Here is a 17,499-nt window from a genome sequence, read left to right on the forward strand (position 1 = left end):
AACTTATCTCAGGACGGGACAGATTTTAATAATAAAAAAGCACCCGTAAAGGGTGCTTTTCTGTTAGTGGTTTATTTTGCTTTTATGTTAGCTTTTAGCTGGAAGTGCCAGGGATAATGCCTCGCGTGACAGGTTGGCAGCGGCCTTGCTGTCGTTGAGTTTTTCCATTACCTCGACCAGGTAGCCGTAATCGCTCATGCTTGGGCGGATCTCAATGGCTTTTTCGAAGTGTTGTTTGGCTTCTTCCCACTTCTCTTCTCGCATGAACAACTGGCCAAGGGCACTGTGAGTACTTGGGTTGTTGCTGTCATAACGCAGCAGATCCTGCAGGCGGACGATTGCCGGATGATTGTCTGGCAGGTTCAGGGTCGGTACCAGTTCAATCAGCGTCTCATCGTTGTTCTTCTTCAGAGCATCACGTAGGACGGTATAGGCTTCGCTGTCAGCATTGCGGCTGCTCATTTGCTTAACGAAACAGGCAATCAGGGCCGGTTGTTGCTTCGCTTTGCGGCTCAGGCTGTTCCAATGGCCCATCAGGCCATCACTGCCGTTTTGCTGAGTGATATGTGCCATCAGGCCGCACTCGGCTTTGATATACAGCTCTGCGCTTTCTTCTGCACTGATCACGCCCAGTTTCTCAAGCTGAGGCAGCATTGCCAGTAGCGGTTTCCAGTCTTCCAGTCTCAGGTAGCAGTCTTTCAGAAGTGCCAGCATGATTGGGTTGCGGCTGTGGTCTTGTTTGATGCCCTGTAGGGTTGCCATCGCCTGCTCATACTGTTGCTGCTGGTATTGCAGTTTGGCACGGGTCAGGGCAACAGCCAGGCTCTGGTCATCAATATCGGCAGCCAGTTTCAGGTATTCATCACGCTGGGTGGTATCACCCTGGCCTTGGGCTGCTTCTGCGGCAGCCAGGTAGTTCAGTAGTGGCGCATCACTGTGTCTGGCAGCTTTGACAACCAGCTTCTCAGCCTGTTTCCAGTCACCTTCCAGCACTTTTACCAGACCGGTTGAGGTTTGCTGGCGGGCTTTGCGGGTTTTGCGGCCAGAGAACCAGCCGCGGGTACGGCTGCTCATCGACAGCAGGCGCTTGATGATGTTTTCCAGCAGGAAGAAGGCACCCAACAGCACAATCACCAACAGGATCAGTGTGGTCAGGCTCATTTCCATGGTGTGGTTAGCGGCAGAGATCAGGACATAACCTTGATTGCCTGCCAGCATCGGACCGACAACGATACCGGCGATCAGCGCAGCGACCAGCAGTAGAAGTTTGATCATGCCGGATTCTCCTCTGTGCTAAGTGGTTTCACTTGTTGACGGATACGCTCGCTGATGGCATCGGTGATAAGTGGCTGGGACTTCAGCTTCGCAGGGTAGCTTGTCTGGATGCTTTCTTTAGAAAGTTTGTCCAGGGTTTGGATAAAGCTCTGTGTTGCCGGATCTTCCATATCGTAGAACTGTTCAGCCCATTCTTTGGCCATCGTCAGCGACTTGGTATATAGCTCACCCTGTTCGCGGTATACTGCTTTGATGGCGGTTTCCAGCTTCGACTTGATGTTTTCCTGCAGGTAGAAGTGCTGCTTCGGTGACAGCAGTGGAAGTACATTGCCGTCTCGGGTTCGGTAGGTCACAAAGTGTTCGCTGAATTTTTTCAGCGACGTCATCAGGTTTTCTTGCCAGTCATTAACTGAAGTGGTCACTGTCGCTTCTTCAACCGGCTCGGCTTCCGGCATGATGGCATTCGCCAGTGGCAGGCCCGGTACAGCTTCTTGCAGGCTGGTCAAGCGTAGTACCAAGCCGTCACGGTCGATACGGGCGACAGCTTTCAGTGCCGTAATGTCGCTGTGCATGGCTTCGCGGATCGGCGTCAGGCTCGGATCGTTAAGCTCGGCGATGCGGTGATCGGCAGATTCAAGCAGGATCGATGCGCTGGCGGTGTCGTGCTCCAGCCACAGTTTGCGACCGGCCATTTTGACCAGGTAGTCGGCTTCGGCCAGTAGCCAGTCATTCGGACGGCGACCTTTCATTTCTGCCAGGGCCAGTTGCAGACCTGAGATGGATTTTTCCTGCTGGGAAAGGGAAACGTCAGTACGCTGCAGGCTTTTCTCAACTTGGTTCAGGGTATCTTGCTTTGCGGCTTCAAGCTGGCTTTGCATACCGGCCAGCTGCTGCTTCAGCGCAGCCATTTGGGCATTCTGAGTTTGGGTTTGCTGGTGGCCGTGGTAGTAAAGGCCGGCACCAAGGGCAATCACCAGGGCAATAGCGATTGCGCCGGTTTTGCTGCCGCTTTTCTTTTCAGCAGGCTGAGCTGCCGGTTTTTTCGGTGCGCTGCCAGCGGCAGGTGCTTGCGCTTTGGCACTCGATTGACCAGGCTTGTCCGTTGCTTTTGACGCTGCCGATTGATTGTTATCTGCAGGAGTTTCATTATTGGTTTTTTTGTCAGTCATCCGATTATCCCATCGTGCCTATTTTGCTTAGGGTAGTGAAAAGGGCGCTGTTGGCGGCACTTCCCACGGTGGAAATAGTACGGAAACCAAGCTGGAGAGCCTGGTCCGCGATTCGTTGGCTTGGTACGAAAAGGTGGCATTGAAGAAACCAAGCCTTGTCACTTTCTGGAACTAAACTGCTCAGGTATGCCAGCTGTTCGCCGCTGGTCACCACCAGAGATGAAACATGCCGGGCCTGCCAGACCTGGCTAAGCTGCTTACCGTCCAGTGCAATCCAGCTGCGCTGGTAGGTTTCGCAGTAGCTGACATCAGCCCCGCGCTGTTGCAAGGTCTGATAAATCAGTTCCCGTCCGCCGTTACCGCGCAGGATCACAATCCGGCGGCCCTGAAGTTGTGCCAGGGCAGGTAACGCCAGTAATCCTTCGCTGTCACAGCGTGAGACAGGAGACAAGACGTCACAACCGGTACATTTTTCTAATGCTGCCGCGGTTTTATGTCCAACCGCCATATAATGCACGTTTTTTGGCCAGCTGGCATCGTGTGACATCAAGTAATTGTGAGCCAAGTTCACTGCATGAACACTGACTGCAATCAGAAAATCGTCAGGTTGCAGGGAATTTAGCTGTGGAATCAGGGAGGGGAGTTGCTGCCCCGGCTGGATTTCCAGCAGGGGCTGGGCAATGGCACTGATCCCCGCGGCATGCAGCTGCTGGGTGAGTTGATGGCACTCCGGCGCCGGGCGGGTGATCAGTATTGTCATCAGGCGTCGCCGTAAAGCTTGTCCAGAATGACTTTGGCACCGTCACCAAGCAGTTGGTCTGCCAGTTGGGTACCTAATGTTTCGGCATCGGCGGTCGGGCCGCTGATCTCACCACGAACAATCTTGCTGCCGTCCGGCTCACCGACCAGGGCTCGTAGCCAGATGGTGTCGTCTTTGATTTCAGCGTAGCTGCCGATTGGCACCTGGCAGCCACCCTGTAGGCGGTTGTTCATGGCGCGCTCACACAGAACGCGAGTCGCCGTTTCCTGATGGTTCAGAGCATCAAGCAGGTCGCGTACGCGCTGATCATCCAAGCGGCATTCGATACCGACAGCACCCTGGCCGACAGCCGGCAGGCTGGTTTCCGGCGCGATAGCACAACGGATGCGATCGTCCATCTTCAGGCGCTTAAGGCCGGCACAGGCCAGGATAATGGCATCATATTCACCATCGTCCAGTTTGCGCAGGCGGGTGTTTACATTGCCGCGCAGGTCTTTAACGACAAGATCCGGGCGCTGGGCACGCAGCTGGCACTGACGGCGCAGGCTGGATGTACCGACAACGGCACCGGCTGGCAGCTCGTCAATATTGTTGTAGGTGTTGGATACAAAGGCATCACGCGGATCTTCGCGCTCACAGATGGTGACCAGGCCCAGTCCTTCAGGGAACTCAACCGGGACATCTTTCATCGAGTGGACGGCGATATCGGCGCGGCCTTCAAGCATGGCAACTTCCAGCTCTTTGACGAACAGGCCTTTGCCTCCGACCTTGGCCAGCGGGGTGTCCAGAATAACATCGCCTTTAGTAACCATAGGGACCAGTTCAACGGCCAGGCCTGGGTGCGCTTGCTCCAGTGCGTCTTTTACAAATTCTGCTTGCCACATTGCCAGCGGGCTTTTGCGGGTGGCAATGCGGATCGGTTTATCGGTCATAGAATCAGGTCCATAAATCGCTTGCTTTTATAGAGTAATCGTACCACTCCTGCGCGATGATGGTAATTCACTTGTTGTCCTCAGTGCGGTGAAGCAGTATTGTCTTGAGGCGGGTTGTCAGTAATGTGATATTTCTCACATAACCTTTTGGTGAAGAATTTATTACAATACTGGCGTTGGCGGCCTGATAAATTTGGATTCAATACTGAGATATTGTTCGATAAATGAACGGCTTGATGGTTTGTTGTTTCATTAATAATTTGTCATAAAACGTCATTAACTTTACGCTCGATGCAGAAACTGTTACATTGATCACGTTTTTGCTCACGTGTATGACCCTGTCTACACTAACCATGACACTTTTGGGGCTGCTTAATAATCAGGCAGCTCTTGGAAGAGTAACTTGCAGAATTATATCGAGACGCTTAAAAATCGCCTGGACCAGCTCAACCAGCTTCGCCTGGAGCGTGCCCGTGCGGCGATGAATGCGCAGTCCGAACAGGTCTTTAACCTGCTGACTGTTTTGCTTCACTACAATCATCCGTCCGTACCCGGCTACTTGGATCAGGTGGTTCCGGTTGGTATTGCGGCTTTTACTGCCACTGAACAACAGCAGCAGTTTATTGATGATTGTGCGCTGACTACCCAGTCGGTCATTAATACGCCTCAACTGAGCGATGATGAGTCTCCTATTCTGGGCCTTTATGCCATGGGTAGTACTTCATCGCTTGGTCAGAGTCTGACCAGCGATCTCGATATCTGGGTCTGCATCCGCACCGATATGACCCCTGAAGCACGCAATGCGCTTGAGAGTAAATGCTCTCTGGTATCCGATTGGGCTATGTCCCAGGGGGTTGAAGCCAACTTTTTCCTGATCGACGAAAACCGCTTCCGCGAGAATTTTTCAGAGCAGATGACCGGCGAGAACTGTGGCTCGAGCCAGCACTTGCTGCTGCTTGATGAATTTTACCGTTCGGCGGTGAAACTGGCCGGCCTGCCGCTTCTGTGGTTTATGGCGCCGCCGGAGATGGAAGAGTGCTACGACGAATATATCGCTTTCCTGACCAGGAATGGGTATATCCGCCGTGGTGAGTGGATTGATTTCGGTGGCCTTAGCCGGATCCCGGCCGAAGAGTATTTTGGCTCCAGTCTGTGGCAGTTGTATAAGAGTATCGACTCCCCTTATAAATCGGTGCTGAAAGCGATTTTGCTTGAAGCCTATTCCTGGGAATACCCACATACCCAGCTGCTGAGTGTGGACGCCAAGCGTCGATTTTTTGCCGAAGATCGCACCGAGTATTGTATGGATGCCTATTTCCTGATGCTGGAAAAGGTTACCCGTTACCTGGAGCGTATCGACGATCACCGCCGCCTGGATTTGGTGCGCCGTTGTTTCTACCTTAAGACTCACGAAAAGCTGACCCGTGAACCGGCTTCTGGCTCGGTACCATGGCGCCGCAAGGTGCTGGAGAAACTGACTTCTGACTGGCAGTGGCCACAGGAGGTACTTCAGGAGCTGGACGGTCGCCGTGACTGGAAGGTCGAGGAAGTTAAAGAAGCGCATAATGAGCTGCTTGATGCTCTGATGCTCAGCTACCGTAACCTGATCCGCTTTGCCCGTCGTAATAACATTACCTCGGCGATCAGCCCGGAAGATATCAGTATTCTGGCGCGTAAGCTGTACGCGGCCTTTGAGGTACTGCCGGGTAAGGTAACGCTGCTTAACCCGCAGATTTCACCGGATTTGCATGAACCGGATCTGACGCTGATTGAGGTGCCTGCTGGTCGCACTAACCCTGCGGGTTGGTATCTGTATAAGCATTCGCTGGATCCGTACGCCATTATCGGCCGTCCGTCACTCGACCATAACCGTTACCTGAGTAAGCTGGTGGCGTGGGCGTATTTTAACGGTCTGCTGACCGAATCAACCTGCCTGCATACCGTGGTACGTGATGCGGCGATGGACATTGATAAGCTTTATCAGCTGGTCAGCGATATTCGCAACACTTTCCCGATCCGTCGTCCGCAGCCGAGCTTGCAGGCACTGTCGAGTCCGTGTGAAATCCGCCAGCTTGGCCTGTTTATCAATCTGGAAAATGACCCGACGACAGAGCTGAAGAACCGCTCGGTGCGTTTCGATTTCAAAAACACCGATATTTTCAGCTACGGCCCGGATCAGAAGTGCCTAGTCGGCAGTGTGGATCTGGTTTACCGGAATTCCTGGAATGAAGTGCGTACTCTGAATTTCAGTGGTGAGAGCGCGATGCTCGATGCGCTAAAGACCATTCTCGGCAAGATGCACCAGGATGCGATCCCGCCGGAGTCAGTGGATGTGTTCTGTTACAGCAAGCACATGCGCGGCCTGATCCGGAACCTGGTTTACCAGCTGGTGGCTGAATGTATCGAGATGCGCCTGAAGCCGGTTGAGCAGGAAAAACGCCGTCGCTTTAAAGCAATCCGCATCGGAGAGCAGACCCACGGCCTGTTCTTTGAACGTCGTGGTGTGTCGGTACAGAAGCTGGAGAATTCGGTAGATTTCTACAGCTGTATTTCGACCAATAAGCTGAACGGTTCGGCGAATCTGGTGATGGGGAAGACTGATGAGCCACATCCGCCGGAAATTGTCGACTCTTATGCCAGTGAGGGTCTGATCCAGTTCTTCTTCGAAGACTGTGATGCCGGGTTCAATATCTACATTCTGGATGAGGCGAATCGGATTGAAGTTTATCGTCAGTGCAGCGGCGATAAGGATGAAATGGTTCACGGAGTTAACCGTTTCTATACTTCGGCTCATGACAGGTTTAGCTACAGCGCCAACTTTATTAACTTCAACCTGCCGCAGTTCTATGACATCGTGCATACCGAAAATGGCGAGTTGCAGGTGATCCCGTTCAAGAGCGGGCAGCAGGTTGCGCGCCGTCCGGCCTCTTCAGGCACGACGGTCAATATGATGTCGATGCGCTGACAGATAATGAAAAGAAAAAAGCTAGCCTGAGGCTAGCTTTTTTTGATCATGGCTTTTGCGTTTGTTCTTTACCATGCTTGAAGAGGAGCCGATGTTACCAGTTGACCGGCTCTTCAGCGTGCAGGGAACATTCTTGCTTCAGTAGGGAAACCAGTTCGGCACCACTGCGGGTACAGTGCCATTCGCCGTCCTGGTATTTGAAGTGGTAGCCGCCTGATTTGGAAGCCACCCAGATTTCATGTAGGGGTTCCTGGCGGTTAATAACGATCTGGCTACGGTTTTCGAATTCCAGCGTCAGTACGTTTCCGGTGGTCTCATATTCGATGTCAGCGCCGGATTCGTCGATGCCTTCTTCGATGCTCATCAGGACCTCATCGGCCAACTTATGAAATTCAGTATCATTCATCGCATTGCGTCCTATTGCTTTTCGTTTTCTTGGTGCGATTATAGAGGGCAATGAAATGATAATCACTGGCTTTAAAAAATGCGTAAAGGTTTATTAGCAATTTTAGTTTTGGGTGTTCTGGCACTCACTGGCTGCGGTCAGAGCGGGCCGCTTTACATGCCGCAAGATTCTGATCAGCAGCAACAGCAGCAGTAACGACGGCGAACGGACAGGGAAGAGACAACATTGGATTATTTTAATTACCAGCAAGACGGCCAGTTATGGGCCGAAGATATTGCACTGACTGAGCTTGCCAAGCGTCATGGCACGCCGCTGTACGTTTACTCGCGGGCTACTCTGGAGCGTCACTGGCATGCATTTGACCGGGCGGTGGGCGATCATCCGCACTTGGTGTGCTATGCGGTTAAGGCGAACTCAAACATCGCGGTACTAAACGTGCTGGCCCGACTGGGCTCCGGCTTTGATATTGTGTCGCAGGGTGAGCTGGAGCGGGTAGTTGCCGCCGGTGGCGATCCGGCCAAAGTCGTGTTCTCCGGTGTCGGCAAAACGGCAGCGGAAATGAAACGGGCACTGGAGCTGGGTATCAAGTGCTTCAATGTTGAATCTGAACCTGAGCTTGAGCGCCTTAACGAGGTGGCGGGCGAGCTGGGCAAAGTGGCGCCGATTTCATTGCGGATCAACCCGGATGTCGATGCCAAAACTCACCCTTACATTTCCACCGGCCTGCGTGATAACAAGTTCGGTATTGCCTTTGATCGGGCTCCGGATGTCTATCGTCTGGCAAAAAGCCTGCCTAATCTGAAAGTGACCGGGATTGACTGTCACATCGGCTCGCAGCTGACTGAAATCGGTCCGTTTGTGGATGCCATCGACCGTCTGCTGGCATTGATTGATACCCTGAAAGCCGAAGGTATTGAAATTGATCACCTTGATGTCGGTGGTGGCCTGGGTGTGACATACAGTGATGAACAGCCGCCGCAGCCGTCAGAGTATGCGACAGAGCTGCTGGCTCGCCTGAAAGATCATAAAGAGCTGGAGCTGGTGTTTGAACCGGGCCGGGCAATTGCCGCCAATGCCGGGGTGATGCTGACTCGGGTCGAGTACCTCAAGCTGACCGAACATAAGAACTTTGCCATTGTCGATGCAGCGATGAATGATCTGATCCGCCCGACGCTGTATCAGGCCTGGCAGGAAATCGTGCCGGTTGTGCCGCGTGAAGGTGAAGTCGTGATCTATGATGTGGTCGGCCCTATCTGTGAAACCGGGGATTTTATCGGTAAAGATCGTGGTTTGTGCGTGGAGCAGGGCGATCTGCTGGCGGTACGTTCGGCCGGTGCTTATGGTTTCGTGATGGCATCTAATTATAATACCCGGGTGCGGGCTGCGGAGATCATGGTCGACGGCCAAAATGCCCACGTGGTGCGTGAGCGTGAATCGCTTGAGCAGCTGTGGCAGTCTGAGCACGTATTGCCAGAATAAAAATAAGGGACAACATGCAGATAAATTTCTCGAAAATGCATGGCTTGGGCAATGACTTCATGGTCGTGGACAGCGTTACGCAGAATGTATTCTTTTCGCCGGACGCCATCAGACGACTGGCCGATCGCCATCGTGGGATCGGCTTTGACCAGTTATTGGTGGTGGAGCCACCTTATGATCCGGAAACCGACTTTCATTACCGGATTTTCAATGCCGACGGCAGTGAAGTGGAGCAGTGCGGCAATGGTGCCCGCTGTTTTGCCCGTTTTGTCTGGATGAAGGGGCTGACCAATAAATACCATATTTCGGTCAGTACCAAAGCCGGCAAGATGGTGCTGAAGCTGGAAAACGACAATCAGGTGACGGTCAATATGGGTGTCCCTGTATTTGAACCGGGAAAAATTCCGTTTAAAGCTAAGCAGAGCGAAAAAACCTATATCTTGCGTGCCGATGACAAGACTTTGTTCTGCGGTGCCGTTAGCATGGGTAATCCTCATTGTGTGACCGTGGTCGATGATGTGGACACTGCTGATGTGGAAACGCTGGGGCCGTTGTTAGAATCCCACGAACGTTTTCCCGAGCGGGTAAATGCCGGCTTTATGCAGGTTGTGAACCGTAACGAAATCCGGCTGCGGGTCTATGAGCGCGGCGCAGGTGAAACCCAGGCTTGCGGTAGCGGTGCCTGTGCGGCTGTCGCTGTTGGCCGTCGCCAGGGGCTGCTGGATGACAAAGTAAAAGTCAGCCTGCCGGGAGGCGAACTCAATATTCGCTGGGCCGGGGAAGGCAAGCCTCTTTATATGACCGGCCCGGTAGCACATGTCTTTGATGGACAGATAGTATTATGACAGATGTATCCCAACTGGATGAGCTGCCGGTAATGGCAGACACCCCGTTGACCGATCAGGATGTGGCAGAGTTTCTGCGCAGCCATCCTGATTTTTTTAACCGCCAGCCAGAGCTGCTGGATGAGCTGCAGGTTTCTCACAGCGAACGCGGAGCCGTATCTTTGGTTGAAATCCAGTTCGACAGGTTGCGCCACCGGGTGCGTGAGCTGGAAGGTGAAATCGGCTCCCTGATTGGGTCGGCAAGGAAAAACAGCGAGCTGTTTGAGATTTTTGCCCGAGCCCAGCAGAAGTTGTTCCAGACCCACAATATTTACCAGGCATTGTCGATCCTGGACGAGCTCAGCAATCAGCTGGGTCTTGATTACACCCTTCGCCTGTTTGACAGCCTGGATGATGAGCTTTACCTCGAGCGCAGGGCTTTTGAAAGTTTCCGAGTTGCTCACCTATCCAGCCGTCCGGTGTATCTCGGACGTTTGCGCAAGCAAGAGAGCGAGCTGCTGTTCCATGAACCGCCGCATTTAGGCTCTTTTGTCGTCTTGCCGCTGGGGCTGGAGCGTCCAATTGGGGTGCTTAGCTTTGCTAGCAATGACGGCGGCCACTTTCAGCCTTCAATGGACACTTTGTTTGTTGAACAGCTGGCTCTGATCCTGACCCGTCTGATTCATCACTGGGAATATACCCGTGAGGTGTTTGATTGAGCCAGTTGCCCTCCGGGCTGGAAAAGCCCCTGCTCCGTTTCTACGAATACTTGCGCAGTGAGCGTGAGCTGAGTCTGCACACCCAGCAGAACTATAAGCGCCAGCTGACGACCATGGCTGAGCAGCTGGTGGAGCTGGGCGTGACTGACTGGCATGCAGTCGATGCCGGTTGGGTGCGCCAGCTTGCAAGCAAAGGGATGCGTGACGGCCTTAAGGCCAGCAGTTTGTCGATGCGTCTGTCAGCGTTGCGCAGCTTTTTCGATTACCTAGTTAATAAAGGTTTCCTGAAGGCCAATCCGGCTAAGGGCGTATCGGCACCGCGTAAGGCAAGGCCGTTACCGAAGAACCTCGATGTTGATGAGATGGATCAACTGCTCAGTGTTGATGAAGATGATCCCCTGTCTATTCGCGACCGGGCGATGATGGAACTGATGTACGGCGCCGGGTTGCGTCTGTCGGAGCTAGTGAACCTGAACGTTAAGAATGTCAGCCTGAATAAGGGTGACTTGCGGGTGATCGGTAAGGGTGACAAAGAGCGTATCGTACCGTTTGCCGGTCTGGCCCGGGAGTGGGTTGGTCATTGGTTGCGTGTGCGTGGCAATTTGGCCGGAAGCGGTGAGCCGGCGCTGTTTGTCTCCAAACAAGGCACGCGGATTTCCAACCGGAATGTTCAGAAGCGGATGGCCGAATGGGGGCAGAAGCAGGCTGTATCGAGCCACATCAACCCCCACAAACTGCGCCACAGCTTTGCGACCCATATGCTGGAGTCGAGCGGCGATCTGCGGGCTGTGCAGGAATTGCTTGGTCATGCTAATCTGTCGACAACCCAAATCTATACTCACCTTGATTTCCAGCATTTGGCACAGGTATATGATGAGGCTCACCCGAGAGCCAAGCGGGGCAAGCGCCAGGGATAACGCCTAAGCGCGGAACAGAGATAACAGAGGGCTGCCATGCAGTTTTATCGCAATCTTCAGCCGTTAAAGGCTCTGACTTTTGATTTAGACGACACCTTGTATGACAACCGGCCGGTGATCCACCGTGCCGAGCAGGCCATGCATGACTGGCTGGCGGAACATCATCCGTGCAGCCATAAGGTGGAACGGGATGACTGGAAGCGCTTGAAGATGGAATTGGCGGCCGAGGACCCTATGCTGCGCCATGACGTTACCCGCTGGCGCTATGAAGTGTTGCGGGTCGGATTGATGCAGCTTGGCTACACTCGGCCGAAGGCCGAGCAGGCTGCTGATGACGGTGTTGCCCGGGTGCTGGTTGTTCGTAATCAGGTTGATGTGCCGGAAGAAACCCACCGGGTGCTGTCTGCGTTGAAGCAAAAACTCCCCTTGGTCGCGATTACCAACGGTAATGTTGATGCCGGTAAAATCGGCTTGGGGCATTATTTTGACCGGGTACTGGTAGCTGGGCGTGACGGCCTGGCAAAGCCGGAGCCTGATATGTTTGAGCTGGCGGCGAAGGCGTTGGAGCTGCCTGCAAGCAGCATTCTTCATGTCGGCGATCATCTGGTGACCGATGTCGGCGGTGCCAAACAGAACGGTTTTCAGGCCTGCTGGTATAACGATCAGCAACGAGAGCTGCACCGGGAACCGAAGGCTAAATGGCTGCCTGATGTGGAAATTCACAGTCTGTCACAGTTGCTGGAGCTGGTCTGAATCAGCCTCGCGCATAGAGTGAAAAAGGCGATCATCGATCGCCTTTTTTGATCCCTTCATGTTATGGATTGGCGGGATTGAGTTTATTCCAGCAGGCTTTGCTTGGGCTCATTGTTGAGCAGCTTGTCGGCGGAGAATAAACCCGCGCCCCAGAAAATATTCACCAACATCATCATTCCCCACAACTGGTGGTCGAAGAAGCCTTTTTCCCATAACAGCGGGTAAGAGATCACGGCGGTGATATTGAAAGCAAACAGAGCCAGTGTCATTGGCCGGGTGAACAGGCCAAGGGCGAGGAAGGCCGGCAGGATCAACTCGGCAGCGGTACCGGCATAGGCGGCGATTTGCCACGGGATCAGCGGAACCTGGTATTCATACTCAAACAGGTACAGGGTGCTGTCCCAGCTGGAGTATTTCACCATACCGGATTTGAAGAACACCCAGGCAACCCAGAGCCGGGTGAATAATAATAGAAAGGGGATCAGCGGGTCGGTAATCCGCCGGGCAAGATCGTCAACTTGCTTGATGAAATTCAGCATGCTCATTCTCCCTTTGGCAAACCATGAATATCGGAAAAAAACTGTTGCTGGATCAGCTCGCCGAGTATGGTGAGCATGGCCTCGGAGGCTTCGCTCAAAGTCTGTTGTTGCTGGCTGAGCCGGATCAGTGCTGTCGCGTCCGGGGTTGTCGCCCGCACCTCCATGTGCTCCGGTCGATGCTGGATAATTACCGATTCTGGCTGGTTGAGGTCAATCGGCTCGATCTGGTCATCGGTGATCATCTGCCAGAGGCTGGCGACCGGATAGCGTGAATCGAGTACATATGTCGGCTCCGGCACAACCAGCTTGAGTGTTGGCAGATTGGCTTCGGTGATCTGTGTCAGCTTGTGGAACGGAAAAGACGGTTCGATGGCCGGTGCACGGGAAGCCAGATCCAGGCTCCATTCCAGACGGGCCAGATCGGCTAAGTAAGGAACCGCCGCACTAAGTTCCGGCTGGCTTTCGATGGTGTCACACAAGCCTTCGCCATAGTGGCTGACATTCCCTTGTTGCAGCGGGCAGGTCAGTACATGCTGGCGGGCCAGTTGGCTGAAACATTCCTCACCGACCACTGCCTTCACGCTCGGATAAACCACTTCCAGGATCTCTGACAGGCTGATGATGAAGTTATTACGGTATATCTGGATCAGCTGTTCGGCTTGAAATTGGCCGTCAGCTATTTCATCTGTTACCGGACTTGGTTGGTAATGCAGGGCGGCAGCAAAGTCCTGCTGGAGCTGGCGCAGCGCAAGATTACGGGATTGAGATTTGCCCATCTTTTGCCTCCTGCATCATGATAGTGGTGGCTTTGTCAGCTTCGGCAAGCAGAACAGGCAGCTCCGGTATGTCCAGGTCCCATTCGATCAGGGTTGGGATATTACCGTGAACCTGTAGCCATTGGCGGTAGAGCTGCCATACTGGTTCGCTGATCGGCTTGCTGTGGGTATCTATCCAGATTTCGCCGTCGTCGAACTGTTTTACCGTAAAGCCGGCGAGGTGGATTTCTTTCACCGTCGACGGATCCAGTGTCGCGATGTAATTGTTACAGTCAAAGCCGTGGTTAAAGGCACTGACATAAATATTGTTAAGGTCGAGCAACAGGCCACAGCCGGTGCGTTGCTGAACTTCGCGAAGGAATTCCCATTCCGGGATCTCCGAGTGGGCAAAGCTCAGGTAGCTCGACGGGTTTTCAATTAGCATCTGGCGGCCGAGAAAGTCCTGCACTTGGCCAACTTTGTGACAGAAGTGCGCCAGGGCGTCTTCGGTATAGGGTAGCGGTAGCAAATCATTGAAAAACTGGCCGTCGACCGAACTCCAGCTCAGATGATCGGAAACCGCAAATGGCTCAATGTCATCGACCAGTTGCTTCAGCTGTACCAGGTGTTCCCGGCTGAGGGGATCGGCGGAACCCAGTGATAGGCCGATACCGTGGCAGCTGATCGGGTAGTGTCCGGCAAGGTGACGCAACTGCTGGCGTGCTGTGGACGCGGGGTTGAAATAGTTCTCGCTGTGCACTTCCAGCCAGCCGATATCCGGCTTTTGTTCCACGAATTGGGATATGTGGGGGGAGCGCAGCCCCACCCCGACCATCCCTTGTTCTACCGGGCCGTTCACTTATTTCGCCTCGGAAGAGCTGCCGGCCAAGCGGTCACACAGGCCTTTCGGAACCATGATAAAAGCGTCTTTCTGGCCGTCTGTTTTTGAGGTACCTGCACATGAGCTGGTCTTGGTCGCACAGTCATTCTTACCGGCTTTTACCACGCCGTAGCATTTCTCTTTCGCTTCACCGGCAACGGCCGTCGATGTAGTGGCGACAGTGCCGGCCAGGGCGATCAGGCCTGTTACCGCAGTGGCAAGAGCGATATTGGTCTTCTTCATAATGATTCCTTCAGTTGAGCAAATGATGGAGGATTAAGGGCGGTTAGGATGACGTTTTTGAGCTGCCAGCCAGGCGGTCACACAGGCCTTTAGGAACCATGATGAAGGCATCCTTCTGACCGTCGGTTTTCGAAGTACCGGCACATGAGCTGGTCTTGGTCGCACAGTCATTCTTACCGGCTTTTGCTACGCCATAGCATTTCTCTTTTGCTTCTGCTGCCACGGCCGTCGATGTTGTCGCTGCGGTACCTGCCAGAGCAAGCAGGCCGGTTACTGCGGTAGCCAGGGCGATATTGGTTGTCTTCTTCATACTCATTCCTCTTTGATTTGCTGACGGTTGCGCTGTTCGCAACGCTTCCTTTTATGACTCTCAGTGTGTTTGTGATTATCAGTGGCACCTGTCGGTGCTCTCGGAACATAAGAAAGGGCGAGGGGAGGTTTTATTTCACTCTTTTTTAACTTTTTCTCGCAATCGTTAACATTCCGCCTTTCCAAGCATAGATCAAATAAATCAGGGCAAGAGTTTGAATATGATGAATTTATAAACAGCAAGGCAGCAGTATGTCGGCGGTGACCGATTCCGCAGGCATTCGGTGAAGTTCTCGAAGCATTCTCAATTTTAGCTGGTATAATCATCAGCATTGTATAAATAACCAGTAGATAACGATGGATCCTTCACTTCTGTTAGATGGCCTGAATGACAAACAACGAGAGGCGGTGGCTGCGCCGTTAGGTAATCACCTGGTTCTGGCGGGAGCGGGTAGTGGTAAAACCCGGGTGCTGGTTCATCGTATCGCCTGGCTGATGCAGATTGAGCAGGCGTCACCGTATTCCATCATGTCGGTGACCTTCACCAATAAAGCGGCGGCTGAAATGCGCGGTCGTATCAATGAGCTGATGCAGGGCTCCTGTGCCGGGATGTGGAACGGTACTTTCCACGGCCTGTGTCACCGCATGCTGCGTGCTCATTACCTTGATGCCAGTTTGCCGGAAGATTTCAATATCCTGGATTCTGAAGATCAGATGCGCCTGCTGCGCCGCCTGATCAAAGCCCAGAACCTGGACGAGAAACAGTGGCCTGCACGCCAAGCCGCCTGGTATATCAACGGTAAGAAAGATGAGGGTTTGCGCCCGGCTCATATTGAAACGTTCAACGATCCGGTCGAGCAGACCTGGTTGCGGGTCTATGCCGCTTACCAGGAAGCTTGTGACCGTGCCGGCCTGGTCGATTTTGCCGAGCTGTTGCTGCGGGCATTTGAACTGCTGCAGCGCAGCAAGCATATCCGCGAGCATTATCAGGCGCGCTTTAAGCACATCCTGGTCGATGAGTTTCAGGATACTAACAACATCCAGTTTGCCTGGTTGCGCCTGATGGCGGGACCGGATTGTAATGTCATGATTGTCGGTGATGATGATCAGTCGATTTACGGCTGGCGTGGTGCCCAGGTAGAAAATATCCAGCGTTTCCTGCGTGACTTTTCTAACGCCTCATCCATTTTCCTGGAGCAGAACTACCGCTCGACCGGCAATATCCTGAAAGCGGCCAACGAACTGATCGCCCACAATAATGAGCGAATGGGTAAGAATCTCTGGACCGACGGTGACGAAGGTGAAGCGATCTCTGTTTATTCCGCTTTCAATGAGCTGGATGAAGCCCGCTTTGCGGTCGGCAAGATAAAGGAATGGCAGGACAAGGGTGGTGCGCTCAATGAGACTGCACTTCTGTATCGTAGCAACGCCCAGTCGCGGGTGCTGGAAGAAGCATTGATTCAGACCGGTCTGCCTTACCGCATTTATGGCGGCATGCGCTTCTTCGAGCGGCAGGAAATTAAAGATGCTTTGGCTTATCTGCGCCTGATGTCCAACCGTAATGACGATGCTTCTTTTGAACGCGTGGTGAATACCCCTGCCCGTGGTTTGGGTGATCGCACGCTGGAAACCATCCGCATGGCAGCCCGTGATCGCGGCGCGACTTTGTGGCAGGCAAGTGTCTCCCTGCTGGAAGAGCAGGTGCTGGCAGGCCGTGCTGCTAACTCGCTTCGCCGTTTCATTGAGCTGATAAATGCACTGGAAGATGATACCCGTGAGCAGCCGCTGTTCCAGCAGACTGACGAGGTGATCCGCAACTCCGGGCTGCGTGCAATGTACGAGCAGGAGAAAGGGGAAAAAGCTCAGGCCCGTATTGAAAACCTTGAGGAATTGGTTACGGCGACCCGTCAGTTTGAGGTGCCGGAAGAAGCCGAAGATATGAGTCCGCTGGCGGCTTTCCTTTCTCATGCGGCACTGGAAGCCGGTGAAGGTCAGGCCGACGAGTTTGAAGATGCGGTGCAGCTGATGACAATGCACAGCGCTAAAGGTCTGGAGTTCCCGGTAGTCTTCATGGTCGGTGTTGAGGAGGGCATGTTCCCGAGCTCACGCACTACCGAGGAAGTGGGCCGCCTGGAAGAAGAGCGTCGCCTTTGCTACGTGGGTATGACTCGTGCGATGCAGAAGCTGTATATCACTTATGCTGAGATGCGACGTTTGTATGGTAAGGATAACTTCCATAAGCCGTCCCGCTTTATCCGCGAGATCCCGTCGGAGTTTGTCGAGGAAGTCCGGATGAAGGCACAGGTTTCGCGTCCGGCCAGTGCGGGTCGTTTCAGCCAGGCTAAAGTGAATGATAACTTCAACCAGACCGGCTTCAATCTTGGTCAGCGGGTGATGCATCCGAAGTTTGGTGAAGGTACCATCATTAACTTTGAAGGCAGCGGTGCCCAGAGCAGGGTACAGGTGGCCTTCAACGGTGAAGGTATCAAGTGGCTGGTAACCCAGTACGCGAAACTGCAGCCGATGTAATTATTCATTCATATTGAAAAAGCCCGCCAGGTTGATACCGGCGGG

The 17,499-nt window shown here is 53.4% G+C and carries 18 protein-coding genes; 8 read left to right on the plus strand and 10 right to left on the minus strand.

Annotation, left to right across the window (positions count from 1 at the left end; genetic code table 11):
- Positions 1-87: 87 nt before the first annotated feature.
- The 4 genes from C942_RS23065 to hemC are packed head-to-tail and all read right to left on the minus strand — an operon-like array spanning position 88 to position 4,136.
- On the minus strand, positions 88-1,275 hold the full coding sequence (locus C942_RS23065) for a heme biosynthesis HemY N-terminal domain-containing protein (protein WP_007471006.1): 1,188 nt from the start codon (positions 1,273-1,275) through the stop codon (positions 88-90).
- The gene (gene hemX / locus C942_RS23070) at positions 1,272-2,444 is read right to left on the minus strand and encodes a uroporphyrinogen-III C-methyltransferase (RefSeq protein WP_007471008.1); all 1,173 of its coding nucleotides are present in this window, start codon (positions 2,442-2,444) and stop codon (positions 1,272-1,274) included. The genes C942_RS23065 and hemX overlap by 4 nt, the downstream gene beginning before the upstream one ends.
- A 4-nt stretch (positions 2,445-2,448) precedes the next feature.
- On the minus strand, positions 2,449-3,204 hold the full coding sequence (locus tag C942_RS23075) for a uroporphyrinogen-III synthase (protein ID WP_007471010.1): 756 nt from the start codon (positions 3,202-3,204) through the stop codon (positions 2,449-2,451).
- Positions 3,204-4,136, minus strand: coding sequence for a hydroxymethylbilane synthase (hemC, locus tag C942_RS23080; protein WP_007471012.1), 933 nt, complete (start codon positions 4,134-4,136; stop codon positions 3,204-3,206). The genes C942_RS23075 and hemC overlap by 1 nt, the downstream gene beginning before the upstream one ends.
- Before the next feature lie 403 nt (positions 4,137-4,539).
- Here hemC and C942_RS23085 point away from each other — a divergent pair, with 403 nt between their 5' ends.
- Positions 4,540-7,101, plus strand: coding sequence for a class I adenylate cyclase (locus C942_RS23085; RefSeq protein WP_007471015.1), 2,562 nt, complete (start codon positions 4,540-4,542; stop codon positions 7,099-7,101).
- Between the two features lie 94 nt (positions 7,102-7,195).
- On the opposite strand, the gene cyaY is transcribed toward C942_RS23085, so the two are convergent.
- Positions 7,196-7,507 (minus strand): iron donor protein CyaY, encoded by a 312-nt coding sequence (gene cyaY, locus C942_RS23090; protein WP_007471017.1) that lies wholly within the window; start codon positions 7,505-7,507, stop codon positions 7,196-7,198.
- A gap of 78 nt (positions 7,508-7,585) precedes the next feature.
- Here cyaY and lptM point away from each other — a divergent pair, with 78 nt between their 5' ends.
- The 6 genes from lptM to yigB are packed head-to-tail and all read left to right on the plus strand — an operon-like array spanning position 7,586 to position 12,199.
- Positions 7,586-7,702 carry an LPS translocon maturation chaperone LptM gene (gene lptM, locus C942_RS24840; RefSeq protein WP_007471019.1) on the plus strand — a complete coding sequence of 39 codons (117 nt, stop codon included), beginning with the start codon at positions 7,586-7,588 and terminating at the stop codon, positions 7,700-7,702.
- 30 nt (positions 7,703-7,732) lie between these two features.
- Positions 7,733-8,986 carry a diaminopimelate decarboxylase gene (gene lysA / locus C942_RS23095; protein WP_007471021.1) on the plus strand — a complete coding sequence of 418 codons (1,254 nt, stop codon included), beginning with the start codon at positions 7,733-7,735 and terminating at the stop codon, positions 8,984-8,986.
- Between the two features lie 14 nt (positions 8,987-9,000).
- A complete protein-coding gene (gene dapF, locus C942_RS23100) occupies positions 9,001-9,831 on the plus strand; it encodes a diaminopimelate epimerase (protein WP_007471023.1) in 831 nt (276 codons plus the stop codon).
- On the plus strand, positions 9,828-10,529 hold the full coding sequence (locus C942_RS23105; protein WP_007471025.1) for a DUF484 family protein: 702 nt from the start codon (positions 9,828-9,830) through the stop codon (positions 10,527-10,529). Before dapF ends, C942_RS23105 begins: the two co-directional genes overlap by 4 nt.
- On the plus strand, positions 10,526-11,446 hold the full coding sequence (xerC, locus tag C942_RS23110; RefSeq protein WP_007471027.1) for a tyrosine recombinase XerC: 921 nt from the start codon (positions 10,526-10,528) through the stop codon (positions 11,444-11,446). Before C942_RS23105 ends, xerC begins: the two co-directional genes overlap by 4 nt.
- Before the next feature lie 36 nt (positions 11,447-11,482).
- Complete coding sequence (yigB, locus tag C942_RS23115) at positions 11,483-12,199, plus strand: 5-amino-6-(5-phospho-D-ribitylamino)uracil phosphatase YigB (protein WP_007471030.1); 717 nt, start codon at positions 11,483-11,485, stop codon at positions 12,197-12,199.
- An 83-nt stretch (positions 12,200-12,282) separates the two neighbouring features.
- Here the strand turns inward: yigB and C942_RS23120 are convergent, their stop codons facing one another.
- From C942_RS23120 to C942_RS23140, 5 genes are read right to left on the minus strand one after another with little or no spacing between them, the layout of a single operon-like run.
- Positions 12,283-12,738 carry a DoxX family protein gene (locus C942_RS23120; protein ID WP_007471032.1) on the minus strand — a complete coding sequence of 152 codons (456 nt, stop codon included), beginning with the start codon at positions 12,736-12,738 and terminating at the stop codon, positions 12,283-12,285.
- A 2-nt stretch (positions 12,739-12,740) separates the two neighbouring features.
- Complete coding sequence (locus C942_RS23125; RefSeq protein WP_007471035.1) at positions 12,741-13,514, minus strand: HvfC/BufC N-terminal domain-containing protein; 774 nt, start codon at positions 13,512-13,514, stop codon at positions 12,741-12,743.
- Positions 13,492-14,328: an MNIO family bufferin maturase gene (gene bufB, locus C942_RS23130; protein WP_036801618.1), complete on the minus strand. Its 837-nt coding sequence runs from the start codon at positions 14,326-14,328 to the stop codon at positions 13,492-13,494. Before bufB ends, C942_RS23125 begins: the two co-directional genes overlap by 23 nt.
- Positions 14,329-14,352: 24 nt before the next feature.
- Positions 14,353-14,616 (minus strand): BufA1 family periplasmic bufferin-type metallophore, encoded by a 264-nt coding sequence (locus tag C942_RS23135; protein WP_007471039.1) that lies wholly within the window; start codon positions 14,614-14,616, stop codon positions 14,353-14,355.
- A 43-nt stretch (positions 14,617-14,659) separates the two neighbouring features.
- Positions 14,660-14,926, minus strand: coding sequence for a BufA1 family periplasmic bufferin-type metallophore (locus C942_RS23140; RefSeq protein WP_007471042.1), 267 nt, complete (start codon positions 14,924-14,926; stop codon positions 14,660-14,662).
- A 356-nt stretch (positions 14,927-15,282) separates the two neighbouring features.
- On the opposite strand from C942_RS23140, the gene uvrD reads away from it, so the two are divergent.
- Complete coding sequence (uvrD, locus tag C942_RS23150) at positions 15,283-17,454, plus strand: DNA helicase II (RefSeq protein WP_007471044.1); 2,172 nt, start codon at positions 15,283-15,285, stop codon at positions 17,452-17,454.
- The last annotated feature ends 45 nt before the right edge of the window (positions 17,455-17,499 follow it).

Origin of the sequence: Photobacterium marinum (assembly GCF_000331515.1) — a bacterium.
Taxonomy (GTDB): Bacteria; Pseudomonadota; Gammaproteobacteria; order Enterobacterales; family Vibrionaceae; genus Photobacterium; species Photobacterium marinum.